Source organism: Ruegeria sp. G5 (genome assembly GCF_056533365.1).
This window is the reverse complement of the sequence record NZ_JBQFOK010000004.1, coordinates 79,178-104,614: the sequence shown is the minus strand read 5'-3', so window position 1 is coordinate 104,614 and position 25,437 is coordinate 79,178. Positions and strand designations below refer to the sequence as shown.

26 protein-coding genes are annotated in these 25,437 nt (G+C 57.5%); 10 read left to right on the top strand and 16 right to left on the bottom strand.

The window, feature by feature from the left end; genetic code table 11:
• Positions 1–33 precede the first annotated feature (33 nt).
• The 3 genes from ACR0BD_RS08535 to ACR0BD_RS08525 are packed head-to-tail and all read left to right on the top strand — an operon-like array spanning position 34 to position 2,470.
• The gene (locus tag ACR0BD_RS08535) at positions 34–966 is read left to right on the top strand and encodes a bifunctional riboflavin kinase/FAD synthetase (RefSeq protein WP_480829970.1); all 933 of its coding nucleotides are present in this window, start codon (positions 34–36) and stop codon (positions 964–966) included.
• On the top strand, positions 963–1,436 hold the full coding sequence (locus ACR0BD_RS08530; RefSeq protein WP_480696512.1) for a YcgN family cysteine cluster protein: 474 nt from the start codon (positions 963–965) through the stop codon (positions 1,434–1,436). Before ACR0BD_RS08535 ends, ACR0BD_RS08530 begins: the two co-directional genes overlap by 4 nt.
• A complete protein-coding gene (locus tag ACR0BD_RS08525) occupies positions 1,436–2,470 on the top strand; it encodes a threonine aldolase family protein (protein WP_480829968.1) in 1,035 nt (344 codons plus the stop codon). Before ACR0BD_RS08530 ends, ACR0BD_RS08525 begins: the two co-directional genes overlap by 1 nt.
• A gap of 75 nt (positions 2,471–2,545) precedes the next feature.
• On the opposite strand, the gene ACR0BD_RS08520 is transcribed toward ACR0BD_RS08525, so the two are convergent.
• Entirely contained in the window at positions 2,546–3,148 is a 603-nt protein-coding gene (locus tag ACR0BD_RS08520; protein WP_480696516.1) for a DsbA family protein, read from the bottom strand.
• Positions 3,149–3,256: 108 nt separating this feature from the next.
• On the opposite strand from ACR0BD_RS08520, the gene ACR0BD_RS08515 reads away from it, so the two are divergent.
• Both ACR0BD_RS08515 and rpiB read left to right on the top strand, forming a co-directional pair.
• Entirely contained in the window at positions 3,257–4,276 is a 1,020-nt protein-coding gene (locus ACR0BD_RS08515; protein ID WP_480696517.1) for a ribose-phosphate pyrophosphokinase, read from the top strand.
• Between the two features lie 66 nt (positions 4,277–4,342).
• Positions 4,343–4,792: a ribose 5-phosphate isomerase B gene (gene rpiB / locus ACR0BD_RS08510; RefSeq protein ID WP_480696518.1), complete on the top strand. Its 450-nt coding sequence runs from the start codon at positions 4,343–4,345 to the stop codon at positions 4,790–4,792.
• An 8-nt stretch (positions 4,793–4,800) separates the two neighbouring features.
• Here rpiB and ACR0BD_RS08505 read toward each other — a convergent pair whose 3' ends face one another.
• The 7 genes from ACR0BD_RS08505 to ACR0BD_RS08475 all read right to left on the bottom strand — a co-directional run bounded on the left by ACR0BD_RS08505 (position 4,801) and on the right by ACR0BD_RS08475 (position 11,172).
• The gene (locus ACR0BD_RS08505) at positions 4,801–5,151 is read right to left on the bottom strand and encodes an H-type lectin domain-containing protein (RefSeq protein WP_480829967.1); all 351 of its coding nucleotides are present in this window, start codon (positions 5,149–5,151) and stop codon (positions 4,801–4,803) included.
• Between the two features lie 116 nt (positions 5,152–5,267).
• Positions 5,268–5,678 carry a F0F1 ATP synthase subunit epsilon gene (locus tag ACR0BD_RS08500; protein WP_480696521.1) on the bottom strand — a complete coding sequence of 137 codons (411 nt, stop codon included), beginning with the start codon at positions 5,676–5,678 and terminating at the stop codon, positions 5,268–5,270.
• A 12-nt stretch (positions 5,679–5,690) separates the two neighbouring features.
• Positions 5,691–7,115 (bottom strand): F0F1 ATP synthase subunit beta, encoded by a 1,425-nt coding sequence (gene atpD / locus ACR0BD_RS08495; protein WP_480829966.1) that lies wholly within the window; start codon positions 7,113–7,115, stop codon positions 5,691–5,693.
• A 20-nt stretch (positions 7,116–7,135) separates the two neighbouring features.
• Positions 7,136–8,011, bottom strand: coding sequence for a F0F1 ATP synthase subunit gamma (locus ACR0BD_RS08490; RefSeq protein WP_480829965.1), 876 nt, complete (start codon positions 8,009–8,011; stop codon positions 7,136–7,138).
• A gap of 12 nt (positions 8,012–8,023) precedes the next feature.
• Entirely contained in the window at positions 8,024–9,562 is a 1,539-nt protein-coding gene (gene atpA, locus ACR0BD_RS08485) for a F0F1 ATP synthase subunit alpha (protein WP_480829964.1), read from the bottom strand.
• Complete coding sequence (locus ACR0BD_RS08480) at positions 9,563–10,123, bottom strand: F0F1 ATP synthase subunit delta (RefSeq protein ID WP_480829963.1); 561 nt, start codon at positions 10,121–10,123, stop codon at positions 9,563–9,565.
• 314 nt (positions 10,124–10,437) lie between these two features.
• The gene (locus tag ACR0BD_RS08475; RefSeq protein ID WP_480696530.1) at positions 10,438–11,172 is read right to left on the bottom strand and encodes a methyltransferase domain-containing protein; all 735 of its coding nucleotides are present in this window, start codon (positions 11,170–11,172) and stop codon (positions 10,438–10,440) included.
• 61 nt (positions 11,173–11,233) lie between these two features.
• Between ACR0BD_RS08475 and gloB the strand changes: the two genes are divergently transcribed.
• The 3 genes from gloB (at position 11,234) to ACR0BD_RS08460 (ending at position 15,461) form a co-directional block, all read left to right on the top strand.
• Positions 11,234–12,001 carry a hydroxyacylglutathione hydrolase gene (gene gloB / locus ACR0BD_RS08470; RefSeq protein ID WP_480829962.1) on the top strand — a complete coding sequence of 256 codons (768 nt, stop codon included), beginning with the start codon at positions 11,234–11,236 and terminating at the stop codon, positions 11,999–12,001.
• A 175-nt stretch (positions 12,002–12,176) separates the two neighbouring features.
• Complete coding sequence (gene clpA / locus ACR0BD_RS08465; protein WP_480829961.1) at positions 12,177–14,501, top strand: ATP-dependent Clp protease ATP-binding subunit ClpA; 2,325 nt, start codon at positions 12,177–12,179, stop codon at positions 14,499–14,501.
• A 141-nt stretch (positions 14,502–14,642) separates the two neighbouring features.
• Entirely contained in the window at positions 14,643–15,461 is an 819-nt protein-coding gene (locus ACR0BD_RS08460) for a M23 family metallopeptidase (protein WP_480829959.1), read from the top strand.
• A gap of 2 nt (positions 15,462–15,463) precedes the next feature.
• Here the strand turns inward: ACR0BD_RS08460 and ACR0BD_RS08455 are convergent, their stop codons facing one another.
• From ACR0BD_RS08455 to ACR0BD_RS08445, 3 genes are all read right to left on the bottom strand, one after another.
• Positions 15,464–17,143, bottom strand: a complete 1,680-nt coding sequence (locus tag ACR0BD_RS08455) for a peptidoglycan -binding protein (protein WP_480829958.1) — start codon at positions 17,141–17,143, stop codon at positions 15,464–15,466.
• A 3-nt stretch (positions 17,144–17,146) separates the two neighbouring features.
• On the bottom strand, positions 17,147–18,325 hold the full coding sequence (locus ACR0BD_RS08450) for a biopolymer transporter ExbB (protein ID WP_480829957.1): 1,179 nt from the start codon (positions 18,323–18,325) through the stop codon (positions 17,147–17,149).
• 69 nt (positions 18,326–18,394) lie between these two features.
• The gene (locus ACR0BD_RS08445) at positions 18,395–18,925 is read right to left on the bottom strand and encodes a gamma-glutamylcyclotransferase (protein WP_480829956.1); all 531 of its coding nucleotides are present in this window, start codon (positions 18,923–18,925) and stop codon (positions 18,395–18,397) included.
• 67 nt (positions 18,926–18,992) lie between these two features.
• Here ACR0BD_RS08445 and ACR0BD_RS08440 point away from each other — a divergent pair, with 67 nt between their 5' ends.
• Positions 18,993–19,994 (top strand): DUF2125 domain-containing protein, encoded by a 1,002-nt coding sequence (locus tag ACR0BD_RS08440; RefSeq protein WP_480829955.1) that lies wholly within the window; start codon positions 18,993–18,995, stop codon positions 19,992–19,994.
• Here ACR0BD_RS08440 and ACR0BD_RS08435 read toward each other — a convergent pair.
• The 4 genes from ACR0BD_RS08435 to ACR0BD_RS08420 all read right to left on the bottom strand — a co-directional run bounded on the left by ACR0BD_RS08435 (position 19,991) and on the right by ACR0BD_RS08420 (position 24,298).
• Entirely contained in the window at positions 19,991–20,818 is an 828-nt protein-coding gene (locus tag ACR0BD_RS08435; protein ID WP_480696546.1) for an extensin-like domain-containing protein, read from the bottom strand. The two genes, ACR0BD_RS08440 and ACR0BD_RS08435, sit on opposite strands and share 4 nt — an antisense overlap.
• Entirely contained in the window at positions 20,815–21,735 is a 921-nt protein-coding gene (locus tag ACR0BD_RS08430; protein ID WP_480829953.1) for a prephenate/arogenate dehydrogenase family protein, read from the bottom strand. Before ACR0BD_RS08430 ends, ACR0BD_RS08435 begins: the two co-directional genes overlap by 4 nt.
• Entirely contained in the window at positions 21,732–22,817 is a 1,086-nt protein-coding gene (gene hisC / locus ACR0BD_RS08425; RefSeq protein ID WP_480829951.1) for a histidinol-phosphate transaminase, read from the bottom strand. The genes ACR0BD_RS08430 and hisC overlap by 4 nt, the downstream gene beginning before the upstream one ends.
• 65 nt (positions 22,818–22,882) lie before the next feature.
• Positions 22,883–24,298, bottom strand: coding sequence for an aminotransferase class V-fold PLP-dependent enzyme (locus ACR0BD_RS08420; protein WP_480829950.1), 1,416 nt, complete (start codon positions 24,296–24,298; stop codon positions 22,883–22,885).
• A gap of 102 nt (positions 24,299–24,400) precedes the next feature.
• On the opposite strand from ACR0BD_RS08420, the gene ACR0BD_RS08415 reads away from it, so the two are divergent.
• Positions 24,401–24,862 (top strand): Lrp/AsnC family transcriptional regulator, encoded by a 462-nt coding sequence (locus ACR0BD_RS08415; RefSeq protein WP_480829949.1) that lies wholly within the window; start codon positions 24,401–24,403, stop codon positions 24,860–24,862.
• A gap of 5 nt (positions 24,863–24,867) precedes the next feature.
• Here ACR0BD_RS08415 and ACR0BD_RS08410 read toward each other — a convergent pair whose 3' ends face one another.
• Positions 24,868–25,338, bottom strand: coding sequence for a hypothetical protein (locus tag ACR0BD_RS08410; protein ID WP_480829948.1), 471 nt, complete (start codon positions 25,336–25,338; stop codon positions 24,868–24,870).
• Between the last annotated feature and the right edge of the window lie 99 nt (positions 25,339–25,437).

Here is a 25,437-nt window from a genome sequence, read left to right as displayed (position 1 = left end):
GAACCTATCTCGCAGTCCCGCTAGGCAGACGCTATGCGGATCATCCGGGATTTTCAGTTCATCGAACCTCAGGACCGAGGCGCCAGCGTCGCGATCGGGAATTTTGACGGCGTTCACATTGGCCACCGGTCGGTGATCGAGCTCGCGCGGAATGCAGCCCCCGATGCGCCATTGGGCGTGATGACGTTCGAGCCTCATCCGCGAGAATACTTCGCGCCGGACACCCCTCCTTTTCGCTTGATGCGGGGAAATGCCCGCGCGCATCGTCTTGAAAAACTGGGCGTGCAGAAACTGTATGAACTGCCCTTCAACGCGGCGCTTGCCGGATTGAGCCCCGAGGATTTTGCACACAACGTGATCTGTGCCGGTCTTGGGCTTTCGCATGTGGTTGTCGGGGCTGATTTCTGCTTTGGCAAAGGCCGCGCCGGGACAGCGAGCGATCTGGTCAGGTTCGGAGAAGAGATGGGATTTGGCGTAACGATCGCCCCCCTGATGCAGCGGGCAGAAAACGTCGTCTCTTCGACTGCAATCCGCACGGCATTGACCGAGGGCCGCCCGCGTGACGCTGCAACAATGCTTGGGCATTGGCACCGGATCGAAGGAGAGGTCATCGGCGGTGAACAACGCGGCCGTGAACTGGGCTTTCCGACAGCGAACATGTCGATCGAGGGGCTCCACCCACCAAGATTCGGGGTCTATGCAGTGTTGGTCGACGTGTTGGACGGCCCCCACAAGGGCAGCTACCACGGCGCGGCCTCTGTTGGCACAAGGCCGATGTTCAATGGCGAAATCCCCAATATCGAAACGTTCCTGTTCGACTTTTCCGGTGACCTCTATGGCGCGACACTGTCAGTCGGGTTGGTCGATTATCTGCGACCCGAGCTGACATTTGATGGGTTGGACGCATTGATCGCCCAGATGGATGCTGACTGCGAAAAAGCCCGGTCCATTCTGGCTGCGCTATGACCAAAGATCCGATTGACCGCAGCGGGCTATCCGACCGGTTCTGGGAACGCAAACCGCTGACCAAGATGAACCAGCATGAGTGGGAAGCGTTGTGCGACGGCTGCGGCAAGTGCTGCCTGAACAAACTTGAGGACGAAGACACAGGCGAAGTCGCCCTGACCTGCGTTGCCTGCCGCCTGCTGGATGACGAGAGCTGCCGCTGCACCCAATACGACATCCGCCACCAATTCGTGCCGGAATGCATCGTGATGAAGCCCGACAATATCGACCAGCATGCTTATTGGCTGCCTCAGACCTGCGCCTATCGGCTGCTGTGGGAGGGAAAGCCACTTTACGACTGGCATCCATTGATATCAGGTACACCGGACAGCGTGCATGCCGCTGGGGTATCGGTACAGGGGCGCACTGTGTCCGAATTCGAAACCCCCATCGAAGAGTGGGAAGACTATATCATCGAGGAGCCCAACTGATGTACTTCGCCTCTGATAATTCCGGCCCGGTCCACCCACAGGTCATGGCAGCTTTGAATGCGGCCAATGAGGGCTATCAGATGGCCTATGGGGCCGATACGCTGATGAACGAAGTGCGCGACCGTATTCGTGGGATATTCGAGGCACCGGGGGCTGCGGTGTACCTGGTCGCGACCGGAACAGCGGCGAATTCATTGGCTTTGGCCACATTGGCAAACCCCTGGGACACGGTGTTTTGTTCGCCAGTGGCACATATCCACGAAGATGAGTGCAACGCGCCCGAATTCTATACAGGTGCGAAACTGACGCTGGTGCCGGGTTCAGACAAAATGACCGCAGATGCGTTGCGCCAGTCCATCTTGGCCGAGGAAACGCGGGGCGTACACGGCCCGCAACGCGGGCCCGTATCCATCACACAAGTCACAGAGCGCGGTTCCGTCTATACTCTGACCGAATTGCAAGAGCTGTGCGGCGTGGCCAAGGAATATGGCTTGCCAGTGCATCTGGACGGCGCACGTTTCACCAATGCTCTGGTCGCCCTGAATTGCACTCCGGCTGAGATGACGTGGAAATCGGGCGTGGATGCCGTAAGCTTTGGCGGCACCAAAAACGGGCTGATGGGCGTCGAGGCCGTCGTGTTCTTTGACGAGACCAAAGCCTGGGAATTCGAGCTGCGCCGCAAACGAGGTGCGCATCTGTTTTCCAAGCATCGCTATCTGTCGGCCCAGATGGCCGCCTATTTGCAAGATGATCTGTGGTTGACAATGGCAAGACAGGCCAACGCCAACTGCGCGCGCTTGACGGATGGTTTGCGGGCCAAGGGGGCCTCGTTCCTGCACGAGCCGCAGGCGAATATGATCTTTGCCCAGTTCTCTCGTGCGCGCCACAAACAGCTACACGCAGCCGGGGCGATTTATCATCTTTGGGGCGGCGAGCTCGAGGGCGACGATGACGAAGAAATCCTGGCCTGCCGACTGGTCTGCGACTGGTCTATCAGCGCAGGGGATATAGACCGGTTTCTCGACTTGCTTTGATAAACTGTGCCCGGCCAAGGTCTGGCCGGGCGCGACTATCCGTTTGGAAACAGACGGTCCAAGCGTGCTTGTAGCTTATCCCTTCATTTCGGCCAGATGTCGGTCCAGATCGTCCAACCGATCCTGTCCCCAAAACCGCTGACCGTCTTCGGTGATGTAAAACGGTGCACCGAAGGCACCAGCGTCAACCGCTTCTTCCAAATTCGCCGCATAGGTGTCTGCCCCATCCAGCAAACCGCTGTCAGCCAGGTTCGGATCAAACCCTGCTTTGCTGAGACAGTCGCGAATAACATCATCCTGCGCGATATCCTTTTCCTCGGCCCAGCAGGCGCGCAGAAGGGAATGGACCAGCTGTCCGACGTCCCCTGACCCATCCTTGGCTGCTGCGATCACAGCATAAGAGGACGGTGCCATATTGGTCGGCCAATGCGCCGGCTTCATGTTGAAGTCGATCCCAAGATTCTTGGACTGCCGCTGCAGTTCTTGCGCACGGTATTCGATGCGGGAAATGTGCCGATCCTTAGGGGGCGTGCCGCCGGTACGTCCGAACAGGGCCATGATATCCAGCGGTTTATAGTTGATCGTCGCGCCGTGTTTCGCCGCCACCTCCTCAAGCCGGGTCCCGGCCAGATAGGTAAAGGGCGAGATCGTCGCAAAATAGTAGTCAATTGTGGCCATGTTCACTTTCTCCGCTGCAAAATCTTTGCGAGACGGTAAGGCCATGCTAAGCGGTGTCAACATCACGAATCTGTCACAATAGCCTTTGCTGCCCGGGGACCTCAGCCGATGCCGACACTTCACGAACCCAAGCTTATTGCTGGGAACGCAAACCTACCGCTTGCCGAATCTATTTCTCGCCGGATGAGCCTGTATCGCGGTGTCGACCAGGGCTTGGTCGACGCGCGGGTCGAACGGTTCAATGACGGTGAGATTTTCGTCGAGGTTTTCGAGAATGTGCGCGGCGAGGATATGTTCATCGTCCAACCAACCTCGAACCCGGCCAATGACAACCTTATGGAATTGCTGATCATTGCGGACGCGCTGCGCCGGTCGTCCGCCCAGCGGATCACTGCCGTGATCCCCTATTTCGGTTATGCCCGCCAGGATCGCCGGACCAAAGCCCGCACACCCATCAGCGCCAAGCTGGTCGCCAACATGCTGACCGGAGCCGGGATCGAACGTGTCCTGACCATGGACCTGCATGCGGCACAGATTCAGGGCTTTTTCGATATCCCTGTGGACAACCTCTATGCCTCGCCCATTTTCGCACTGGATGTGAAAAACCAGTTCAAAGACCAGATGGATGAGATCATGGTGGTCTCTCCCGACGTGGGCGGCGTGGCCCGCGCGCGCGAGCTGGCCAAGCGGATCGAAGCACCGCTGTCGATCGTGGACAAACGTCGTGAAAAGGCCGGTGAAGTGGCCGAAATGACGGTGATCGGTGACGTCAAAGACAAGATTTGCCTGATCGTCGACGACATGTGCGACACGGCCGGAACGCTTTGCAAAGCGGCGCAGGTGCTGCTGGATAACGGTGCGAAAGAGGTTCATTCCTACATCACCCACGGCGTCATGAGCGGCCCTGCGGTCGAGCGTGTGACGAACTCGGTGATGAAGTCGCTGGTTCTGACCGACACGATCCAGCCCACCAAAGAGGTCGCGAAGGCCAAAAACATCCGGATCGTGCCGACCGCGCCGATCTTTACGCAGGCGATCCTGAACATTTGGAACGGTACCAGCGTGTCCTCATTGTTTGAGGATAAGACCCTGACGCCGATCTACGAATCCATGTATCATATGGACTGACACGAACGGGCGGCGTCTTGTGACGCCCTTTTCTTTTGCAACTCCCCTTCAAAGCAGGACGCTTCTGTGACACCCGAAAAACGCATCGTTCTTTCTAGCGACCACGCAGCGATAGAGCTGCGCCAAGCCGTAGCTGAGCACATTACAGCGCAAGGTTGGGATGTGGTGGATATCGGCCCCAAGACGCCTGAGAGCACGCATTATCCCATTCATGGCAAAGCCGCGGCTGAGGCTGTCGCGACGGGGGATTGTCAGCTTGGGATAGTCCTTTGCGGCACCGGTCAAGGCATCATGATGGCCGCGAACAAAGTACCTGGAATACGGTGCGGTGTATGCTCGGATGCTTTTTCGGCGCGTATGATCCGCCAGCACAACAACGCGAACATGCTGTCCATTGGCGCGCGTGTTGTCGGTGAGGGTCAGGCATTGGATATCGTTGACGCGTTCCTGAGTGCTGATTTCGAAGGCGGACGGCACGCAACGCGCGTGGATATGATCGAGCCTGAGATCGACTGATCAGCCCTTTAAGAAATATTCCAGTCATCCTCGTGTGGTACGTCGCCAATAGCGGTCCAGGCCACTCGTATTCGTGCGACGCGCGTGTCTGACCATGTGCGGAAAACTGCTTCGAAACCTTGTGGTGTGATGTTCTCGGCTTTTACCTCGGCTCTCAGGGCCGAGGTAGTATCGACATCCCAAAGGGATATTCCGACCTGAACCACAGGCGTAGAACGAAACTGTTGATTAAAAGCGACGGCGGTGCGCCTTTCCCGCGCACCATTGCCTGTCCACATGTCCCCTCCATCTGTGAACTCGGAGAACAGAACGGTCTCACCTTGGTCGATACCAATCGGATGGGTTCGAAACGTCTTCATCTTTGTTTTCTTTTGCTATCAATCTCGAACACTTAATCTGAGACTTTGATGAAATCACGACAAAAAACGGCCCCGCACTGCGAGGCCGCTTCTAATGATTCTTTTGCAACAAGCCCTTACAGGCTCATATGCGTCCCAAGCGCTTCCATGTCGGCCAGCAGTTTGGCTGCATCGTCGACGATGGTCTGATCTTCACCAGCCTTCGCAGCCTCGTGCGAGGCGCGGGCTTCTGCGATCAGGTCATCCAGATGCGACCGGGTCACTTCGCTAACCGGAATGGCCTTTTCGGCCAGAACCGACATGCTGTCGCCGTTGATCTGGGCAAACCCGCCGGTGACCAGGTATTCGCTGGCTCCTGCGGGTGCCTCAACCTTCAGCAGACCGGGACGCAGCGTGGTGATGGTGGGGGCATGATCGGGCATTGCCGTCATGTCCCCGTCCGCGCCGGGAATCTGGACCGCGGTGGCCTCAAGCGAAGCAAGGCTCCGCTCGGGGCTGACGAGGTCGAATTGCATCGTGTTTGCCATCAGGGATACTCCTTAGGCGGCTTCTGCGGCCATCTTCTCCGCTTTGGCGATCACTTCGTCGATGCCGCCAACCATCAGGAAGGCCGCTTCGGGCAGGTGATCGTATTCGCCAGCCACAACGGCCTTGAACGACGAGATGGTGACATCCAGAGGAACCTGAACGCCGGGCGAACCGGTGAAGACTTCGGCCACGTCGAACGGCTGCGACAGGAAGCGTTCGATCTTACGGGCACGAGCCACGGTCAGTTTGTCTTCTTCCGACAGTTCGTCCATGCCAAGGATGGCGATGATGTCCTGCAGCGACTTGTAGCGCTGAAGGATCTGCTGAACGTCGGTCGCAACCGCGTAGTGCTCTTCCCCAACGATGGCAGGGTCCAGCAGACGCGACGACGAGTCGAGCGGGTCAACAGCCGGATAGATACCCTTTTCCGAGATCGCGCGGTTCAGAACGGTGGTTGCGTCCAGGTGGGCAAACGAAGTTGCCGGCGCGGGGTCGGTCAGGTCGTCCGCAGGCACGTAGATCGCCTGCACCGAGGTGATCGAGCCCGACTTGGTCGAGGTGATGCGTTCCTGCAGGGCGCCCATGTCGGTGGCCAGTGTAGGCTGGTAGCCCACAGCCGAAGGAATACGACCCAGCAGAGCCGAAACCTCGGAACCCGCCTGCGTAAAGCGGAAGATGTTGTCGACGAAGAACAGAACGTCGGTACCGGACTGGTCGCGGAACTGCTCGGCCAGGGTCAGGCCGGTCAGAGCAACACGGGCACGCGCCCCCGGAGGTTCGTTCATCTGACCGTAGACCAGGGCCACCTGGCTTTCCGACAGGTTGTCGGGCTTGATGACGTTCGATTCGATCATCTCGTGGTACAGGTCGTTCCCTTCACGGGTCCGTTCACCAACACCCGCGAACACCGAGAAACCCGAGTGCACTTTTGCGATGTTGTTGATCAGTTCCATGATCAGAACGGTTTTACCAACGCCGGCGCCGCCGAACAGGCCGATCTTACCGCCTTTGGCGTAGGGGGCCAGCAGGTCGACAACCTTGATGCCGGTGACCAGAACTTCCGACTCGGTCGATTGTTCGTCGAAGGTCGGCGCGGGCTGGTGGATCGCGCGGGCCTCAGACGCTTCAACCGGACCTTTTTCGTCGATCGGTTCACCGACCACGTTCAGGATGCGGCCCAGGGTGGCGTTGCCAACCGGAACCGAGATCGGTGCGCCGGTGTCAGTCACGGCTTCGCCGCGGACCAGACCTTCGGTCGCGTCCATCGCGATGGTACGGACGGTGTTTTCACCCAGGTGCTGAGCAACTTCCAACACCAGGCGCTTGCCATTGTTGGTGGTTTCCAGCGCGTTCAGAATTTCAGGCAGTGCATCATCGAACTGCACGTCAACGACGGCCCCGATGATCTGTGTGACTTTGCCTTTTGCATTCGCCATGTTTCGTCTCCGGTATGTCTCTACAGCGCTTCGGCGCCGGAAATAATTTCAATCAGCTCGTTGGTGATCACGGCCTGACGCGAGCGGTTGAACTGGATCGTCAGCTTGTCGATCATCTCACCCGCGTTGCGTGTCGCGTTGTCCATTGCGGACATCCGTGCACCCTGTTCAGACGCTCCGTTTTCGAGCAGAGCCGAGAAGATCGCGGTCGCGACCCCCTTGGGCAGCAGGTCGGCCAGAATGGCCTCTTCGCTGGGCTCATAGTCGAAAATGGCACCGCTGTCGTCACCCTCGGTTTCCTCGAAAGAGGCCGGGATGATCTGCTGTGCCGTCGGGATCTGGGTCACAACGTTGACGAACTTCGAGTAGAAGATCGTGGCAACATCGAACTCAGCCCCATCAAAGCGAGACAGGATGACCTTGGCGATGTCCTGCGCGTTGGTGTACCCAATGCGCTTGACCTCGCTCAGGTCGATATGTCCAACGAACAGATCGGCAAAGTCGCGTTTAAGAGCGTCACGCCCTTTCTTGCCGACGGTCAGAACCTTGACCGTCTTGCCTTTGCCGCGCAGCTCTTCCGCTTTTTGGCGGGCCAGCTTGGCGATGTTCGAGTTGAAGCCGCCGCACAGGCCGCGTTCAGCTGTCATCACAACCAGCATATGGACATCATCACTGCCCGTACCACGGAGCAGCTTGGGGGCGCTGTCGCTGCCCCCGACCGACGCCGCCAGCCCTGCCATCACGGCATTGAACCGTTCGGCATAGGGGCGCGAGGCTTCGGCAGATTCCTGGGCGCGGCGCAGTTTTGCAGCCGCGACCATCTGCATGGCCTTGGTGATCTTGCGGGTCGATTTGACCGACTCGATCCTGTTTTTAAGGTCCTTCAGACTAGGCATCGGAACCCCCTATCAAGCGAAGGTCGCGGCGTATTCGTCGATCGCTGCCTTGATCTTGTCGGATGCGTCACCTTTGACCTTGGGGTCTTCGTCGGTGATCCACTTCAGCAGGTCAGCATGCTTACCGCGCAGGTGCGCCAGCAGACCGGCCTCATAGCGGCCAACGTCAGACACTTCGATCTTGTCGAGGTAGCCGTTGGTGCCAGCGAAGATGACGCAGACGATTTCCGCGTTGGTCAGCGGCGAGTACTGCGGCTGTTTCATCAGTTCGGTCAGGCGCGCACCACGGTTCAGCAGCTGCTGGGTCGCGGCGTCGAGGTCGGAACCGAACTGCGCAAACGCAGCCATTTCGCGGTACTGCGCCAGTTCCAGTTTCACCGGACCAGCAACCGACTTCATCGCGTCAGTCTGAGCCGACGAGCCCACACGCGAAACCGACAGACCGGTGTTCACAGCAGGACGGATGCCCTGATAGAACAGTTCGGTTTCCAGGAAGATCTGACCGTCGGTGATCGAAATCACGTTGGTCGGAATAAAGGCTGATACGTCACCACCCTGAGTTTCGATAACCGGCAGAGCGGTCAGCGAGCCTGCACCGAAGTCTTCGTTCAGCTTCGCCGAACGCTCCAGCAGGCGCGAGTGGAGGTAGAAAACGTCACCCGGATACGCTTCACGTCCGGGCGGACGGCGCAGCAGCAGGGACATCTGACGATAGGACACAGCCTGTTTCGAGAGGTCATCATAGATGATCAGCGCGTGGCGGCCGTTGTCTCGGAAGTATTCGGCCATCGCGGTTGCCGAGTAAGGCGCCAGGAACTGCATCGGCGCCGGGTCGGATGCGGTTGCAGCCACAACGATCGAGTATTCAATCGCGCCGGACTCTTCCAGTTTCTTCACCAGCTGCGCAACGGTCGAACGCTTTTGACCAACAGCCACGTAGATGCAGTACAGTTTCTTCGACTCGTCGTCGCCTGCAGCGTCGTTGTAGACTTTCTGGTTCAGGATGGTGTCCAGAGCAACGGCGGTTTTACCGGTCTGACGGTCACCAATGATCAGCTCACGCTGGCCACGGCCGATCGGGATCATCGCGTCAACCGATTTCAGGCCGGTTGCCATCGGCTCGTGCACCGATTTACGCGGGATGATGCCAGGGGCTTTGACGTCTGCAACGCCACGCTTGGTTGCGTTGATCGGGCCTTTGCCGTCCAGCGGGTTGCCCAGACCGTCAACAACGCGGCCCAGCAGCTCGTCACCGATCGGAACGTCCACGATCGAGTTGGTGCGCTTAACAGTGTCACCTTCTTTGATGTCACGGTCAGAACCGAAGATAACGACACCGACGTTGTCGCTTTCCAGGTTCAGCGCCATGCCCATGATGCCACCGGGGAATTCGACCATCTCACCGGCTTGCACGTTGTCCAGGCCGTATACACGGGCAATCCCGTCACCGACGCTCAGCACGCGGCCGATCTCGGCCACTTCGGCTTCCTGACCAAAATTCTTGATCTGGTCCTTCAGGATTGCAGAAATCTCTGCAGCTTGGATTCCCATTTATCCGACCTCTTTCATTGCATTCTGTAGGGAGTTCAGCTTCGAACGGATCGAGCTATCGATCATTTTCGAGCCCACTTTAACGACAAGACCGCCGATGAGGCTTTCATCCACGGTCGCATTGATTGTCACGGTCTTGCCCACACGCTCGGACAGCGTTTTGGACAGTTTATCCATCTGTGTCTTGGTCAGCGCCTTGGCCGAAGCGACATCGGCGGTCACTTCGCCACGCTCTTCGGCCAGCATGTCGCGCAGCACCTGCACCAGTTGCGGCACAACGAACAGGCGGCGTTTCTGTGCCATCAGACCCAGCGTGTTACGCAGGATCGGGTTCAGACCCATCTTGTCAGCCACTGCGGTGATTGCGCCCTCTTGCTCAGCGCGCGAAACCAAAGGTGATGCGATCAGGTCGCGCAGTTCAGCACTTTCGCCCAATGCTGCTGCCAGATCGTTGATACCGGTTTCCAGACCTGCGAGGTCTTTATTCTCTTTCGCGATCTCGAAGATCGCCGTGGCATAGCGCTCGGCTATGCCTGTGGAAATCGAAGCTGGTTCGGACACGTCCACCCTTCCGATATTTGAGGCCCCGATTTCGGGTAGCGGCCGCTACCTGGGGGCGTGAGGAAACCCCGTCCTTAGAGGGCGGGGATCAAAATCACCGGGGATGTAGCAGAGGTGTTCCAACCAAGCAATACGCTATAGCGGTAACAGAATTATCCACAAAACGTTTGATTACAATGCGTTAGCCGGGGTGCGACCCTTTTATCCGGTTAGGGCAGCTGAAAAATGTTACGAAAGTGTAGGTTTTTGCGATTCCTGTGGCCCATTTCCTGCGATTTCACGATTTGGGTATGCCCAAAATCAAGGCAATCCCGCTATGCAGGTTTCAACAAACCATCCAAAGCCTGAATTGGCCTGCGCACTGCGTCTTTGGTCACGGTTCCACTGGGTGGACGGATGTGCTTGGTCACTTCGACCATCAACACACCTCCGGCCATTACGGTCGGAATGCGCTGGCCTGTCTTTTCGATCAGGTTCCCCGATTTCAGCCAGAACCGCCGGAACGAAGGCGGCAGGTAAAGCGCCGAGCAGTGGCTTTCGGGGTTAAAATGGTGGGACTTGAGCTGATGTTCCAACTGCGACGTAGAATACGGTCTTCCGAACCCAAATGGTGTTCTATCGGATCGTGACCACAGCCCTGCCCGGTTGGGCACAATAAAAAATGCTTTCCCACCCGGCCCCAAGACACGCCAGCATTCATCCAAAAGCTCGTTTGGGCGCTGGGATGTCTCAAGCCCATGCATGACCACCAGCTTGTCTACGTGCCCTGTCTCAATCGGCCACAGCGTTTCTTCGGTCAGAACTGAAACGTTTGGCATCCCGGCAGGCCAAGGCATGACCCCTTGCGGGCCCGGCATCAATCCTATGACACGACGCGCATCCGCCAGATACGGGCGCAGAAGCGGAACAGCGAAACCGAATCCCACAACCGTCTGACCCTTGGCCTCTGGCCATTGCTCGATCAACCGACCGCGAATAGCTGCTTGCGCAGCACGGCCCAGCGTGCTGCGATAGTAGAAATTCCTCAGATCCTGCACATCAAGATGCATTGCGGACACCCGGTTAATCGGCTTAGCTGCACGCAGTCTAGCAACGAAAGGGCAAAAGGCCATGCCTCTTGAGATCGTCACCATCCCATGTCTCAGCGACAACTACGCCTTTCTGGCGCATGACGCCGCGAGCGGCGATACCGCTGTGATCGACGCGCCTGAAGCCGCGCCCATACTGGCAGAGTTGGAAAACCGTGGATGGACGCTTAGCCACGTGTTGCTGACGCACCACCATTTCGATCACGTCGACGGTTTGCCCGGCATACTGGAACGGTATTCGGCCAAAGTGATTGGTGCAGCAGCCGACGCCCATCGCTTGCCGCCCTTGGACCAGCAAGTAGCTGAGGGCGATGTTCTGGAAATCGGCGGCGAACCGGTCGAAGTGCTGGACGTCTCGGGCCATACCGTCGGCCATATTGCTTTTTACATGCCGCAAAGCGCTGTTGTTTTCACCGCGGATAGCTTGATGGCGCTGGGATGTGGTCGTTTGTTTGAAGGTACGGCCCCTCAAATGTGGGAATCACTTAGCAAACTGGCTGCCTTGCCTGATGAAACAGTGGTGTGTTCTGGTCACGAATACACGCAATCAAATGCCAAGTTCGCCCTGACAGTCGACCCGGACAACGTCGCATTGCAGAATCGTGCCGCTGATATTGACCGCGCGCGTGCAGCCGGAGAGCCTACGGTCCCATCAACACTGGCGCTCGAAAAGGCAACAAATCCGTTTCTGCGGGCCGAAGATCCGGCGATTCAGGCCCATCTGGGTATGGAAAATTCCGACGCTGCGTCAGTTTTCGCGGAAGTGCGATCTAGAAAAGACCGTTTTTAATGCCTATTTCACGAACTTCACGGTCACGGTCACAACAAATGTGACTGTCAAGTGAAAGAAAACCCTTGAAGCCGGGCCATGATCAACCAAACTCTAATAGTATGAGGACATGGTTGGGATGGGGATCCGGCCTACAGCCCGCGCCCCTTCCGACCCAAGATAGAGGAGCACCCGCGTGCCTTCATTCTCGAGCACATTAGAACAAGCCATTCACGCGGCCCTGGCGGCTGCGAACGAACGGCGACACGAATTCGCAACGCTGGAGCATCTTCTCCTGGCGCTGTTGGAGGAGCCTGACGCCATCCGCGTCATGAAAGCCTGCAGCGTTGATCTGGAAGAGCTGCGCAGCACTCTAATCGAATTTATCGACGAAGATCTTTCTAATCTCGTCACCGATATTGACGGATCCGAAGCGGTTCCGACGGCGGCGTTCCAACGTGTTATTCAACGCGCTGCAATTCACGTTCAAAGTTCGGGGCGTACCGAAGTAACCGGTGCCAATGTTCTGGTCGCCATTTTCGCCGAACGCGAAAGCAACGCGGCCTATTTCCTGCAAGAGCAGGACATGACGCGCTATGACGCGGTCAACTTCATTGCGCACGGCGTCGCGAAGGACCCGGCTTATGGTGAAAACCGCTCGGTTTCCGGCGCAGATCAGGTTGAAGACGAAGTTCAGGCCGGGTCTGGTGAGGGTGAGCAAAAAGAAAGCGCTCTGGGCAAATACTGCATCGACCTGAACGCCAAGTCGCGCGCGGGCGATGTTGATCCGCTGATCGGACGCAGCGATGAGGTCGAACGCTGCATTCAGGTGCTCTGCCGTCGCCGCAAGAATAACCCACTGCTGGTGGGTGATCCGGGTGTTGGCAAAACCGCAATAGCCGAAGGTCTGGCCCATAAGATCGTGGCCGGCGAGGCCCCCGATGTTCTGTCCGAAACCACCATCTATTCATTGGACATGGGCGCGCTGCTGGCGGGCACCCGCTATCGCGGTGATTTCGAGGAACGGCTGAAAGCGGTCGTCACTGAATTGGAAGAACACCCCGATGCCGTTCTGTTCATCGATGAGATTCACACCGTAATCGGTGCCGGTGCCACTTCCGGCGGCGCAATGGACGCGTCGAACTTGCTGAAACCTGCCCTGCAGGGCGGCAAGCTGCGCACTATGGGCTCGACCACATATAAAGAGTTCCGTCAGCACTTTGAAAAGGACCGCGCGCTCAGCCGTCGGTTCCAGAAAATCGACGTGAATGAGCCTTCGGTCGAAGACAGCGTGAAAATCCTGCGTGGTCTGAAGCCCTATTTCGAAAAACACCACGAGATAAAATACACTGCGGATGCAATCAAAACCGCCGTGGAGCTTTCGGCGCGGTATATCAATGACCGTAAACTGCCGGACAAAGCGATCGACGTGATTGACGAGGCTGGCGCGGCTCAACATCTGGTTGCTGAAAGCAAGCGTCGCAAGACCATCGGTGTTAAAGAGATCGAAGCCGTAGTAGCGAAGATTGCGCGCATTCCACCGAAAAACGTCACCAAGGATGATGCCGAAGTTCTGAAAGATCTGGAAGCGTCGCTGAAGCGGGTTGTGTTCGGTCAGGACGATGCAATCGTTGCCCTGTCCAGCGCAATCAAGCTGGCTCGTGCCGGTTTGCGCGAGCCTGAGAAGCCAATCGGGAACTACCTGTTCGCAGGTCCGACCGGTGTAGGTAAGACCGAAGTGGCAAAACAACTTGCCGATACGCTGGGCGTGGAATTGCTGCGTTTTGACATGTCCGAGTACATGGAGAAGCATGCCGTCAGTCGCCTGATCGGTGCCCCTCCGGGTTATGTCGGGTTTGATCAGGGCGGTCTTTTGACAGACGGCGTGGATCAGCATCCGCACTGCGTGCTGCTGCTGGACGAGATCGAGAAAGCGCATCCCGACGTGTTCAACATCCTGTTGCAGGTGATGGACCACGGCGAGCTGACGGACCACAACGGACGCACTGTCAACTTCCGTAATGTGGTGCTGATCATGACCTCGAACGCAGGTGCGCAAGAGCAGGCGAAAGCCGCGATTGGCTTTGGACGTGATCGTCGCGAAGGCGAAGACACGGCTGCAATCGAACGCACCTTCACGCCTGAGTTCCGCAACCGTCTGGACGCGGTGATCTCGTTCGCGCCACTGCCAAAAGAGGTCATTCTGCAGGTTGTCGAAAAGTTCGTGCTGCAGCTTGAAGCTCAATTGCTGGATCGGAACGTCACGATTGATCTGACACCCAAAGCAGCCGAGTGGCTTGCCGACGAAGGGTATGACGACAAAATGGGTGCGCGCCCACTGGGTCGCGTCATCCAGGAGCACATCAAGAAACCTCTGGCCGAGGAATTGCTGTTCGGCAAACTCGCCAAGGGTGGTGTGGTCCGCGTATCGGTCAAGAAGGGTGAACTGAACCTGGAAATTCTGGGTCCTGACCAGCCTAGGATACCGGGTGACAAACCTCCGCTTTTGACAGCAGACTAAGTGCGGGCTGCATTGACAGCCATTCTATCGCTCGTTGCCGCCCAAGCAGCGAGCGATATCTCTTTGCAGCATCCCGTTGACTGCACGCTTAACCAGACCTGCTTTATTCAGAACTACGTTGATCAGGATTCAACGCAGGGCGTGAGCGACTTTCGTTGTGGGCCGCTCAGCTATGATGGGCACAAAGGTACGGACTTTGCGCTGCGGTCATTGGCGGATATGGCATCTGGTGTGGACGTTCTGGCCGCAGCGCCGGGTATTGTACGCGGAGTGCGTGATGGAATGGCTGATCGCCGTTACGACCCGGAACAAGCCGCATCAATTGCAAACCGCGAATGCGGGAACGGTGTCGTCATTACGCACGAGGACGGCTGGGAGACTCAGTACTGCCACCTCAAAAATGGCTCTTTGCAAGTTAGGCAAGGCCAGCGCGTGGAGGCCGGTACAGTTATTGGTCAGGTTGGGCTTAGCGGCCTGACCCAGTTTCCTCATCTACATCTGTCCGTGCGTAAGGACGGTCGCGTTGTTGATCCTTTTACGCCAGATGATGCGGCACAATGCGCGCCTTCGGAGTCCACCTTGTGGGATAACGCACCGGATTACATCCCGGGTGCCTTGGTTTCCGTTGGATTTTCGGATGTCGTGCCTGAATATGACGATGTTCTGGCGGGCACAGCGCGGTCCGACGCATTAACACCGCAAGCCCCTGCCCTGGTTGTGTTCGGTCATGCTTTCGGTGTTCAGGACGGCGATGTCATGCGCCTTGTCGTGAACGGACCCGAAGGGGTGCTGACAACTCATGACGCGGTATTTGACCGAACCCAAGCCCGCGTTTTTCGTGCCGCCGGACGTCGTCGCCAGTCCGATCCCTGGCCAAGCGGAACATATACTGGCGTGATCTCACTATTGCGCCAAGGTACGGAAATCAGCCGCATGACAACGACCCTGACTGTGCGCTGAGCTTATCTCTCTGTCAGTTTCAGTTCGATCCGGCGGTTCTGCGCACGTGCTTCGGGTGTGTCTGCCGGGTTCACAGGTTGAAACTCACCAAACCCGTTCGCAGCAAGTCGGTTGGGCGGTATGCCCAATGCCTCGACCATATACAGGACAACTGACAATGCTCTGCCTTGGCTCAGTTCCCAGTTGTCACGATAGCGACCAGTCCCTGCCAAAGGCACATTGTCAGTATGGCCATCAACCCGGATAACCCAATTCAGCCCAGCCGGGATCTCGGCCGCCACGCTCCGCAGGATGTTGGCCACCTTTGCCACTTCAAGCTGTCCCTCAGGTGACAAAATCGCAGAGCCCGTGTCAAAAAGGACCTCAGAGGAAAACACGAAACGGTCCCCTTCGATCCGGACACCTTCCTGATCTCCCAAAACGTCGCGCAAACGACCAAAGAATTCGGACCGATATCGCTGCAGGTCCTCTGCCTGAGCGGTCAGCTCCTCGTTCTGGCCCGACAATGCTTCGGCTTCGGCTTCCAAACGTATGCGTTCAGCCTCTTCCAAAAGGCGGCGGCGGCGCTCTTCCGATGCAGCCCGCGCCAGTGCCGCATTGAGGTCCTGACCCAGCGTCTGGATACGGATATCTGCAGCGGCATTGCGCTCTTCATAGTCATCCAACAGCGCCTGCAACCCGCCCAACTGCTCACGCAACGCCGACATTTGTTGGTTCAACAGTGCTGTCTGACGCTGTGCTTTTTCGGAAATCGCCTGTTCCGCCGAAATCGCATCTCTGGCAACCGCAAGCAAATCCGCGCGCTCCCGAGCAAGTGTGCGTTGCTCATCAGCCTCGGATTGCGCCTGAAGCTGCGCAGCCAACGCGGCTTCGAGTTGCGCCTGAAGTTCTTCGGTGTTCAGTTCACCAAATTGGCGTTCCAATTCGGCCTGCGCAGCGCGTGCCGCGGCCAACAGGGTCAATGTGTCTTCTGCCTCTTGGCGTTGAGCCTCAAGCGCAAGCGTCATAGCCGTCAGCTCTGCATCCGCGTCCTGCAGTCGATTACGCAGATTTTCGGCTGCTGCGGCTTCAGCCAGACGCGCAGCTTCTTCTGCAGAAAGCTGCGCTTCGAGGTCCGAGATCAACGCTGCCTGATCCGTGCCACTTTGTTCCAGATCAGCTACAAGCGCTTCCAGCGCCTCGCGTCGAGCAGCTGCCAACCGGGCAGCCTCAGCCTGAGCATCAATCTCAGCACGGCTTTGTGCAAGTGCCAGATTCAACGCCTCTTGTTCACTCAGCAGGTTTTCGCGCTCCGACTCCAGCGATGCGATCGCCCCGCGCGACCTCTCCTGATCAGCAAGCAAGGCGGCAACCTGGTCTTCAAAATCCGTCAGTCGGATTTGCGCGTCAACCAATTCGCTTTCTACCTCTGACAAAGTCGAGTTCAGCGCGCCAAGCCGTGCTTCGAGGCGACTGTTTTCACGCTCTTCCAAACCCAAAGCCCCAGCAAGCGCGGCGACTTCGTCAGACAACGCTGTCAGTTCGTCTTCCTGCCCCGAGATCGTCTCGCGCAGTACGAACTGCACCACCATGAAGATGGTCAGAACGAAGGTCAAAACCATCAAAAGCCCTGTGATCGCATCCACAAAGCCGGGCCATACTGAGCCCTGAAACCGCTGACCTGTGCGCCTGGACAGGGCCATAGGTTATTCTCCGTCCAGGCTGGTGCGCACGGAACCGCGGGGCAAAGTCAGAGCTTTAACCAACAGTTCAATATCCTTGCGCAGCTCATTCATGCTTTCTTGCCGGCCAGCGGATATCTCTTCGAGGATACGCAGCAGTTGGACGTCCATCGACCGCAAGCGCATCCGGCTTTCGGCGTCTATACCTTCACCCGTGCCCTGCTCGCGCATGCGATCCAGCAACGCATCCTGACCCAGAGCCACGCGCTCCAACGCCGCTGTCACCCCTTCGGTCTCAGACTGGCGCATATTCATTTCACCAATCGAGCTGACCAACTGCCCTAGCTTTGCAGATACGGCAGCACGGTCGGCCTCTTGCGCTTCGAACAAGTCCTGAAGCGCGTTCATCTGCTCTGACATCGCGTCCAGAACTGGGGTCAGCACTGCAATTTCCGCACCACCCTCATCACTCGACGCAAATCCGACCCGCGTAATTGATGACAGCCATTCTTCCAGTTCACGATAAAAACGGCTTTGCCCATGACCTGCAAACAGCTCAAGCAAGCCTACGATAAGGGATCCGGCAAGACCCAGCAAAGACGATCCAAAGGCCACGCCCATACCTTGAAGCTGTGCCTCAAGCCCAACCATAAGACGGTTGAAAACGGCCAGCCCCTCTTCGCCCTCCTGAGGGTTCAGGCTGCGGATCGTATCGACGATCGCGGGCACGGTGGTTGCAAGACCAAAAAACGTTCCCAACAAGCCCAGATAAATCAGAACGTTGGTGATATATCGCGTGATCTCACGCTCTTCTTCGACCCGTTCCGCCACCGAGTCGAGAATTGACCGGGTCGAGCTTGAGCTGATCTGCGACCGTGCACCGCGCTCGCGCAGCAAAGACGCAAGCGGTGCCAGCAATTGGGGTGTCCGGGCATCTTCGCGCACAACGCCGCCAACAAAGGCCTCAATCCAGCGCACGGACCCGATCAGTTGCGTCACCTGATAGAAACACGCAAGAACACCGATGAAAAACACCAGCAGAATGAAACCGTTCAGATAGGGGTTTGCGTAGAAAACCGGCAATACGTATGGCAGCGCCATGAAAACGCCAAAGCCCGCCAGACCTATCGCAACCAACATCGTTACGATCTGACGAATGGGTTGCGAGAAATGTGGTCTCGCGCCCTGATGTGCCTGCGCCATGCGCGTTATTCCCGATTTCTATCTGCTCTGAGATGAATCTAGCGAAAATCCGCCGGTTACGCCAAGGGTTTATGCGGTTAAGCTGCGGACCCGTTGCGCCAACCACTCAAGATCAGGGTCTCGCAAGCCGATCTCGGCCAGATGTTCAGCCGTATTATAGAGGTATTCCGTGTTAGGACCCCGCCCTCCGACCGCACGGGCGATGATTTGGGCCTGCTCTTCCAATGGCATACCACCACAATACTGAACATGGTCCTTCTCGATCACATAAGTGACAGCGGTGACCGGTACGCCATTGTCCAATTGAACATCCAACATCTTTTCAACATAGGCAGATGAAATCAGCTCACGCTCACGCAATTCTTGCAACGTCCGGTCTTCGTGTCCGGCCTCGACGGCCAGCGCCAATCCCTTGCAATGTGCATCGCCTTGCTCATCCAGCGCCAGAACAAGGCCGGGATGGTCTTCAGTGCCGCGGTGATGGATCGAACTCATGCAAAACGAGCGGGCATACCCGTGCAGGGTGGCGCGTTCGCTGCGGGCCACGGGGAAGCCGGGGTTCCACAGCAGTGACCCATATCCGAAAACCCACATCGTCATAACTCTGGTCCTTGCCCGTTTGGGCCTATAAACATCAAATTCAAGGCGGGAAAAAGGGCCAACTGCCATGCGCGGTCTGATACGAGTAGTCATTGTCATAACTGTGATCTGGAGTGCCTATTGGTTTATCGCTGGCTTCGGGCTGCGAAATGCGATCACAACGTGGTTCGACCAACAGCAGGAACAGGGATGGCAGGCCGATTTCGCAGAGGTCGCGACTGCCGGGTATCCATTCAGCCACGTGACGCGTCTGAGCAGCTCCGCACTGGCCGACCCGGTGAACGGGACAGCCTGGAGCGCGGACTGGATCGAATTCCAAAGTCCTGCAATTTGGCCCGGACGACAGATCCTGCGCTTTGCCGACACGCCGCAGCGTCTTTCGTATTACGATCAAACTTCGACCATTCAGGCACGCGATTTGCAGGCGGAATTGCAGTTGCAACCCGGCGTCGCGTTGGTGTTGGAAAAAATGGCCCTGACTGCGGGGCTGTGGTCGGTGGCCGATGATACCGAAGCTTTGGCGGGTGGCGATACGCTCGCCTTGGTCATGGAACAAACCGAAACGCCCGAAACGTATATGATCAGCGCACGGATAGACGCGTTTATGCCCGGCGATGCCCTGCGCGAGTTGATGCGATCTGCCACCACTCTGCCTCAGGCTTTTGAGACGCTGGAACTCGACATGCGGACCACGTTCGACAAACCTTGGGACCGCACCGCACTTGAGGAAAGTCGACCACAACCTGTGAACATCGACCTGCGTCTTGCCGAGATGAAATGGGGCGCACTGCGCCTGTTTGCAGCCGGAGAACTGGATGTTGACGCGCAAGGCGTCCCTACAGGAGAGATCGCGATCAAAGCCGAAAACTGGCGCGACATGATCGCTATGGCCAATGCTGCCGGTGCCTTGCCCGATCAGGCCGTTGATCCTGTGACCAGGGCGTTGAACTTCATGGCCGGGCTTGGTGGTAACCCCAACGCCCTTGATTTACAGCTGAATTTCCGTGACGGGTTCGTGGCCCTTGGGCCCCTGCCCTTGGGTCCTGCGCCACGCCTGATCCTGCGTTAACGGCAGTAAGGACCGCGACGGTGTCGCGCCGTATCCAGATGGAAATGGTCGCGATGGTACCTGTCCGAGTTCGGCCCCAAGACGGTTCCGAACGGACCACAGGCCCCGCGCCAGACCTTGATCAACTGTTTTTGAGACGGGTTTTTGCGCCAGCCTTTCAACACCGTGACCAATTCGCCATCAGCCATCTTGAACCCTGAAATATCAATCGCACGCCCCTTACCATGCTCGGAAATTCGGGCACCTTTGCGGTTGTTTCTGGTACGGCACGCGTAATGTGCCGCCACCTGCAATTCGACGACAGGTCCACGCCGTTTGAACGTCGGCTTAACCGTTTTGTCGACCCACTTGTTCAGTGCGATAGCCGTGCCGCAATCCATTGTGGACGGCCGGCTAAGAGCGACACCAGAAACCGAGGTGATCTGAACGGCATCCTTTATGCCGCAGGCGTTGATCTTGCCCGGAACTCTGCCCACGGCTTTGCCCTGGATGTCGATATCGCCGCAGACCGAGCCTTTTCGCAGTTTGCGTTTTTTGAAAAGGGCTTTCTGTTCAACCTCTTCTGGCCTTTTATACGGCATCAGCGAGGTATCCGGCCCTAACAATGGCAAATCCGCCGGGCGCGCAGCAACTGCCAATAACTGAGGAGATACGGGTCGGGAAACGGGGCGCACCTTTGCCGGATCAGGTGCGACGAAGGCCACAGCCGCAGTGCTGGCAGGGCGCGCAACCGGGATCAGGGATTGTTCCAACGGGGTCGCGCCAACCTGAATAGCGCTGAGCGCCATGGTCCCGATCAACAATACCCGCCATCCAAATGTCATGCGCCCGTCTTTCCGCGCCCGAAGTCCGGCGCATCTGTGTCTTGTCCCGCGTCAATAATGCCGCGTCGGATTGCACGTGTTCTTGTGAAATAATCGAACAGCTGGTCGCCATCACCTGTGCGTATGGCACGCTGCAATGCGAAGAGTTCCTCGGTGAAGCGCCCGAGAATTTCCAGCGTGGCATCCTTATTGGTCAGGAAAACATCGCGCCACATCGTCGGGTCCGAGGCCGCAATGCGCGTGAAATCGCGAAATCCGGCGGCCGAATATTTGATGACTTCGCTGTCGGTGACCCGTCGCAAGTCATCCGCGACACCGACCATCGTATAGGCGATCAGGTGCGGCGCGTGAGAGGTGACAGCCAAAACCAGATCATGGTGGTCCGCATCCATCTCATCAACGTAAGACCCCATCCCCTCCCACAGGGCGCGCAACCTTGCAACGGCGTCAGGGTCCGATCCTTCCACCGGCACAATCAGATTCCAGCGGTTATCAAACAGCTCGGCAAAGCCGGACTCGGGCCCTGAATGCTCGGTCCCGGCCAGTGGGTGCGCTGGGATGAAATGCACACCATCCGGGATATGCGGTGAGACGGATTCGATCACATGCCTTTTGACGGAACCAACATCGCTTACGGTCGCCCCCGGTTTCAACGCCGGAGCGATCTCGGCCGCGACCGCGCCCATCACGCCGACGGGGACGCACAGGACGACAAGGTCCGCACCTTCAACGGCATCCAAAACATTGTCGCAAATGAGATCACACAGCCCAATTCGGCGGGCTGTATCGCGGGTTGCCTGTGAGCGCGCATAACCCGTCACCTCACCCGCCAAACCGCCGCGTTTCATAGCCCAGTACATGGACGAGGCGATCAGGCCCAGCCCGATCAGAGCGACGCGATCATACACTTGGGTCATGCTGCGCCCTCTTTGAACGCCGTTATGGCCGTTACGACCCTGCGACAGGCGTCCTCGTCACCGACAGTGATCCGCAATGCGTTTGGCAAATTGTATCCCGCAACGCGACGCACGATCAGACCCTGCGACTTGAGATATTCGTCACAGGATTCAGCCTCGGCCTGGTCCGTGAACCGGGCGAGGATAAAATTCGTGCTGGATGCATCCGAAGGTACGCCAATTTTCTCAAGCTCTTCTGACAGCCACACCCGCAGACGCGCGTTTTCATTGTGGCAAAAGGTCAAATAATCCTCATCCTTGATCGCGGCCTCGGCGGCGGCCAAGGCCGTCAGCGAAAGATTGAAAGGCTGGCGTACACGGTTGAGCACATCAATGATCGACTGCGCCGCGTACCCCCATCCAACGCGCATACCGCCCAGACCATAAATCTTGGAAAACGTCCGCGTCATGATGACATTGTCGAAACGGTCCACCAACGAAGCGCCACCGTCGAAACCGGCGACAAACTCAGTATAGGCGCCATCCACGACCATCAGGCAGGTTTTTGGCAACGCCTCGGCCAATCGCACCAACTCTGCCTCGGCGATCATGGTGGACGTCGGGTTGCCCGGATTGGTTACAAAAACGATCCGCGTCCGCTCTGTCACGGCAGAAAGGATGTTGTCCACATCCACATGGCGGTCTTTTTCGGGCACCATCACGGGGGTCGCCCCGGCCATGCGCGCGATGATGGGATACATCGAGAACCCGTGTTCAGTATGGATGACCTCATCCCCCGGCCCGGCATAGGCCTGTGCCACGAACTGCAGCACTTCGTCACTGCCCACACCGCAGATGATCTGTGCAGGGTTCAACCCGTGGCAGACACCGATCGCTTCGCGCAGACTAGCGTGGTCTGTGCTGGGATAACGGTGCAAGGTCGCCGCGCTGTCGCGCACAGCTTCGATTGCCTTCGGACTGGGACCAAACGGGTTTTCATTCGAGCTGAGCTTGATCACATGCTCGACCCCGGCGACCTTTGACTGGCCGCCCTGATAAAGCGCGATGTCCATGATGCCGGGTTGAGGGGTGATCTTCGTCATAAGAGGCTCCGTGTATTGGAGCCCCTCATACCTGTCTCAACGCGTTGAGAAAAGCGGCAATTCCGTCACGCCGCTTTGAAGCGGGCGGTCGCCGGGTCCGCGCTGTAGAATGGAGCGAACTCTGCCGTCCGTCGCGACAGATCATTGACGCTGTCAATTATGAACTGCACCGTTTCATCGCTCATCAGGTAGGAAAAGTTCAACCGCACCCAACCGGGCTTTTTCATTTCCTCGCCAGCATCAAGCGCTGCATGCAACGCGTCCGAGGCCGCACGATCAATCCCCAGCAAACGGTGCGCATAGGGCCCCGCACATGCGCAGCCGCCACGCGCCTGAATACCGTAGATATCGCTCAGCATTCGGGTGAACAGTTGTTGGTGCACAGGCGAACCCTCGGCGTCGCGCACCAGGAACGAGAAAATCGGCAGGCGATGCGGGTTCTCTGCCCCCAACAGTGTCAGGTTGGGGTTACCGGCCCAACCCGCCAACGCCATGCGATTATGGCGCGCCTCACGTCTGGCAATCTCATCGGTGCCAACAACATCCTTGACGATAAAGGCCAATGCCGCACGGATATCGCCAATGACATTCGGCGTCCCCGCCTCTTCGCGTGCCGAAAGGTCGTCGCTGTAATCATGCCGCCACGGCGATACAAAACTCACGGTCCCGCCACCCGGCCAACTGGGGCATTCCCGTTGGACAGCCCCCTTGCGGACAATCAGCACACCGGAGGCACCCGGACCACCCGGAAACTTGTGCGGGGACACCACGATCGCATCTTTGCGCGCATCCTCAGGGCCCAAGTCCATCGGCAGGTATGGACCACCACCGGCATAATCCCATACGGCCATCGCCCCATAGTCTTTCAGCAGCCGTGTAACCGGGTCGGGATCTGTGACAATACCCGTCACATTGGACGCCGCCGAAAAAGATCCGATTATCAAGTCAGCCGCCGCATGATCCACCAGCATCCGCTCAAGCACCACGAGGTCGACGCCGCCCTCAGCAGCTTCGGGGATTTCGATGACGCGCGCCTTGCTTTCGCGCCATGGCAGGATGTTCGAGTGATGCTCATACGGACCTATCAAGACAACCGGCCGGTCTGCCTCATTTACACCCATAAGGCTGACCAGCCGATTGAGACCCGCAGTGGCACCGGACCCGGTAAATATCACCGCATCCTCTTCCTTGGCACCAACGATACGGGCGATTTCTGCGCGGGCTTCGCGGCGCAGATGGGTCATGTAAGACCCGCAATAAGAGGCTTCGGTGTGGCTGTTTGCATAAAACGGCAACACATGCGTCGCCACAAAATCCTCGACCTGCCGCAACGCGCGGCCCGAAGCAACGTAGTCCGCGTAAACCAACGGAACGTCCCCATGCAAACCCGGGATTCGCACATTCTCTCCGATCAGCCCGTCACGCAGAGCGGACACGACTGCCGGGGTCCGGATGTCAGAGCGAAATTTGGACAAGGTCATGGCAAGGCTCCCTTATTGCTCTTCAAATATGACCCCTCTAATTTGGAAAAACTTCACCATAATTTTTCTTTTTTTCGATAATTATGTGTCATATGATTTTATATGAGCAAAAAAATAGATCATATTGACCAACAGATTTTGCGCGAACTTCAGAAAGACGCGACCCTGCCTCAGCGTGAGTTGGCGGATCGGGTTGGGTTGTCTCAAAACGCGTGCTGGCGGCGGCTAAAAGCGCTGAATGAAACAGGTGTGATTACCGGGTCCACTGCACAAATTGCGCGTGAAAAACTGGGATTAAGTCTTGTGGTATTTGTAATGCTACGCACCCGACACCACTCTGCCGAGTGGTTGCAGGCGTTTCGCAGCCACGTCCTGACCATTCCCGAAGTGATTGATTTCCACCGGATTGGCGGGGACTACGACTATCAGTTAAAGGTGGTGACCGCTGACATGGCGTCTTACGACAAGGTCTATCAACGCCTGATCGAAAAAGTAGAACTGGACAGTGTCACGTCCTATTTCGCAATGGAGGCGATCGCCGAGGGGCGACCGCTACCGATTTGAAGTGGTTATTCATAGATAGTGAGGCGAAGATCGCCATCTCCAGTCACGTAGCCGCCCACCGAATAGCCCTTGCGCCCTTGCCCCACCTTTGCAAACGAGCTTTTGCCGGGGACGACCGGTGTTAACGCCCACCCGGTTCGGTTGGCGACGATACGAGCCAAGCGGTTGATATCACCAACAGAGGGTGCTGGTCTTTCTTTCCCGTATCGACGAACGGTTGTACCGCAAGATTTTCCCGGCGTTCCACTGGCAAGGAACAGCATACCCGGCGCCAGATCGGGTTTGTTGGCATCAAAGCCCGCCCGTACCCGGCCTGCGTCAAATGCGGGCGCATTCACAATGCATCCCTGTTCGAAACTGTTGATGACGCTTGCAAGAACCGGGTCCGTTGAAAGCTGGGTGCTTGGGTTAAGCGATGTTGACGAAGAAGAACACGCCGCGACCAGCAGCGTCAGACCAACACTGAATTTTGTCAAAACACATCGGCGCTTGGTGGCCCCCGAAATCAAGTTCTGAAATGCGCGCAAAGTGTTTGATCCTGTTTAGTTTGAACTGCCTGCTTTTCGTAAATGCCG

Bases quoted from the DNA above. Each gene is read 5' to 3' on its own strand.
- ACR0BD_RS08445 (WP_480829956.1), bottom strand. From the start codon at position 18,925: ATGACGATGTGGGTTTTCGGATATGGGTCACTGCTGTGGAACCCCGGC.
- ACR0BD_RS08430 (WP_480829953.1), bottom strand. From the start codon at position 21,735: ATGACCCAAGTGTATGATCGCGTCGCTCTGATCGGGCTGGGCCTGATC.
- atpA (WP_480829964.1), bottom strand. From the start codon at position 9,562: ATGGGAATCCAAGCTGCAGAGATTTCTGCAATCCTGAAGGACCAGATC.
- ACR0BD_RS08530 (WP_480696512.1), top strand. From the start codon at position 963: ATGACCAAAGATCCGATTGACCGCAGCGGGCTATCCGACCGGTTCTGG.
- ACR0BD_RS08455 (WP_480829958.1), bottom strand. From the start codon at position 17,143: ATGGCCCTGTCCAGGCGCACAGGTCAGCGGTTTCAGGGCTCAGTATGG.
- hisC (WP_480829951.1), bottom strand. From the start codon at position 22,817: ATGACGAAGATCACCCCTCAACCCGGCATCATGGACATCGCGCTTTAT.
- ACR0BD_RS08505 (WP_480829967.1), bottom strand. From the start codon at position 5,151: ATGAAGACGTTTCGAACCCATCCGATTGGTATCGACCAAGGTGAGACC.
- ACR0BD_RS08535 (WP_480829970.1), top strand. From the start codon at position 34: ATGCGGATCATCCGGGATTTTCAGTTCATCGAACCTCAGGACCGAGGC.
- ACR0BD_RS08415 (WP_480829949.1), top strand. From the start codon at position 24,401: ATGAGCAAAAAAATAGATCATATTGACCAACAGATTTTGCGCGAACTT.
- ACR0BD_RS08450 (WP_480829957.1), bottom strand. From the start codon at position 18,325: ATGGCGCAGGCACATCAGGGCGCGAGACCACATTTCTCGCAACCCATT.
- atpD (WP_480829966.1), bottom strand. From the start codon at position 7,115: ATGGCGAATGCAAAAGGCAAAGTCACACAGATCATCGGGGCCGTCGTT.
- ACR0BD_RS08515 (WP_480696517.1), top strand. From the start codon at position 3,257: ATGCCGACACTTCACGAACCCAAGCTTATTGCTGGGAACGCAAACCTA.
- ACR0BD_RS08475 (WP_480696530.1), bottom strand. From the start codon at position 11,172: ATGCATCTTGATGTGCAGGATCTGAGGAATTTCTACTATCGCAGCACG.
- gloB (WP_480829962.1), top strand. From the start codon at position 11,234: ATGCCTCTTGAGATCGTCACCATCCCATGTCTCAGCGACAACTACGCC.
- ACR0BD_RS08525 (WP_480829968.1), top strand. From the start codon at position 1,436: ATGTACTTCGCCTCTGATAATTCCGGCCCGGTCCACCCACAGGTCATG.
- ACR0BD_RS08500 (WP_480696521.1), bottom strand. From the start codon at position 5,678: ATGGCAAACACGATGCAATTCGACCTCGTCAGCCCCGAGCGGAGCCTT.
- ACR0BD_RS08420 (WP_480829950.1), bottom strand. From the start codon at position 24,298: ATGACCTTGTCCAAATTTCGCTCTGACATCCGGACCCCGGCAGTCGTG.
- ACR0BD_RS08435 (WP_480696546.1), bottom strand. From the start codon at position 20,818: ATGACATTTGGATGGCGGGTATTGTTGATCGGGACCATGGCGCTCAGC.
- ACR0BD_RS08490 (WP_480829965.1), bottom strand. From the start codon at position 8,011: ATGCCTAGTCTGAAGGACCTTAAAAACAGGATCGAGTCGGTCAAATCG.
- ACR0BD_RS08520 (WP_480696516.1), bottom strand. From the start codon at position 3,148: ATGGCCACAATTGACTACTATTTTGCGACGATCTCGCCCTTTACCTAT.
- ACR0BD_RS08440 (WP_480829955.1), top strand. From the start codon at position 18,993: ATGCGCGGTCTGATACGAGTAGTCATTGTCATAACTGTGATCTGGAGT.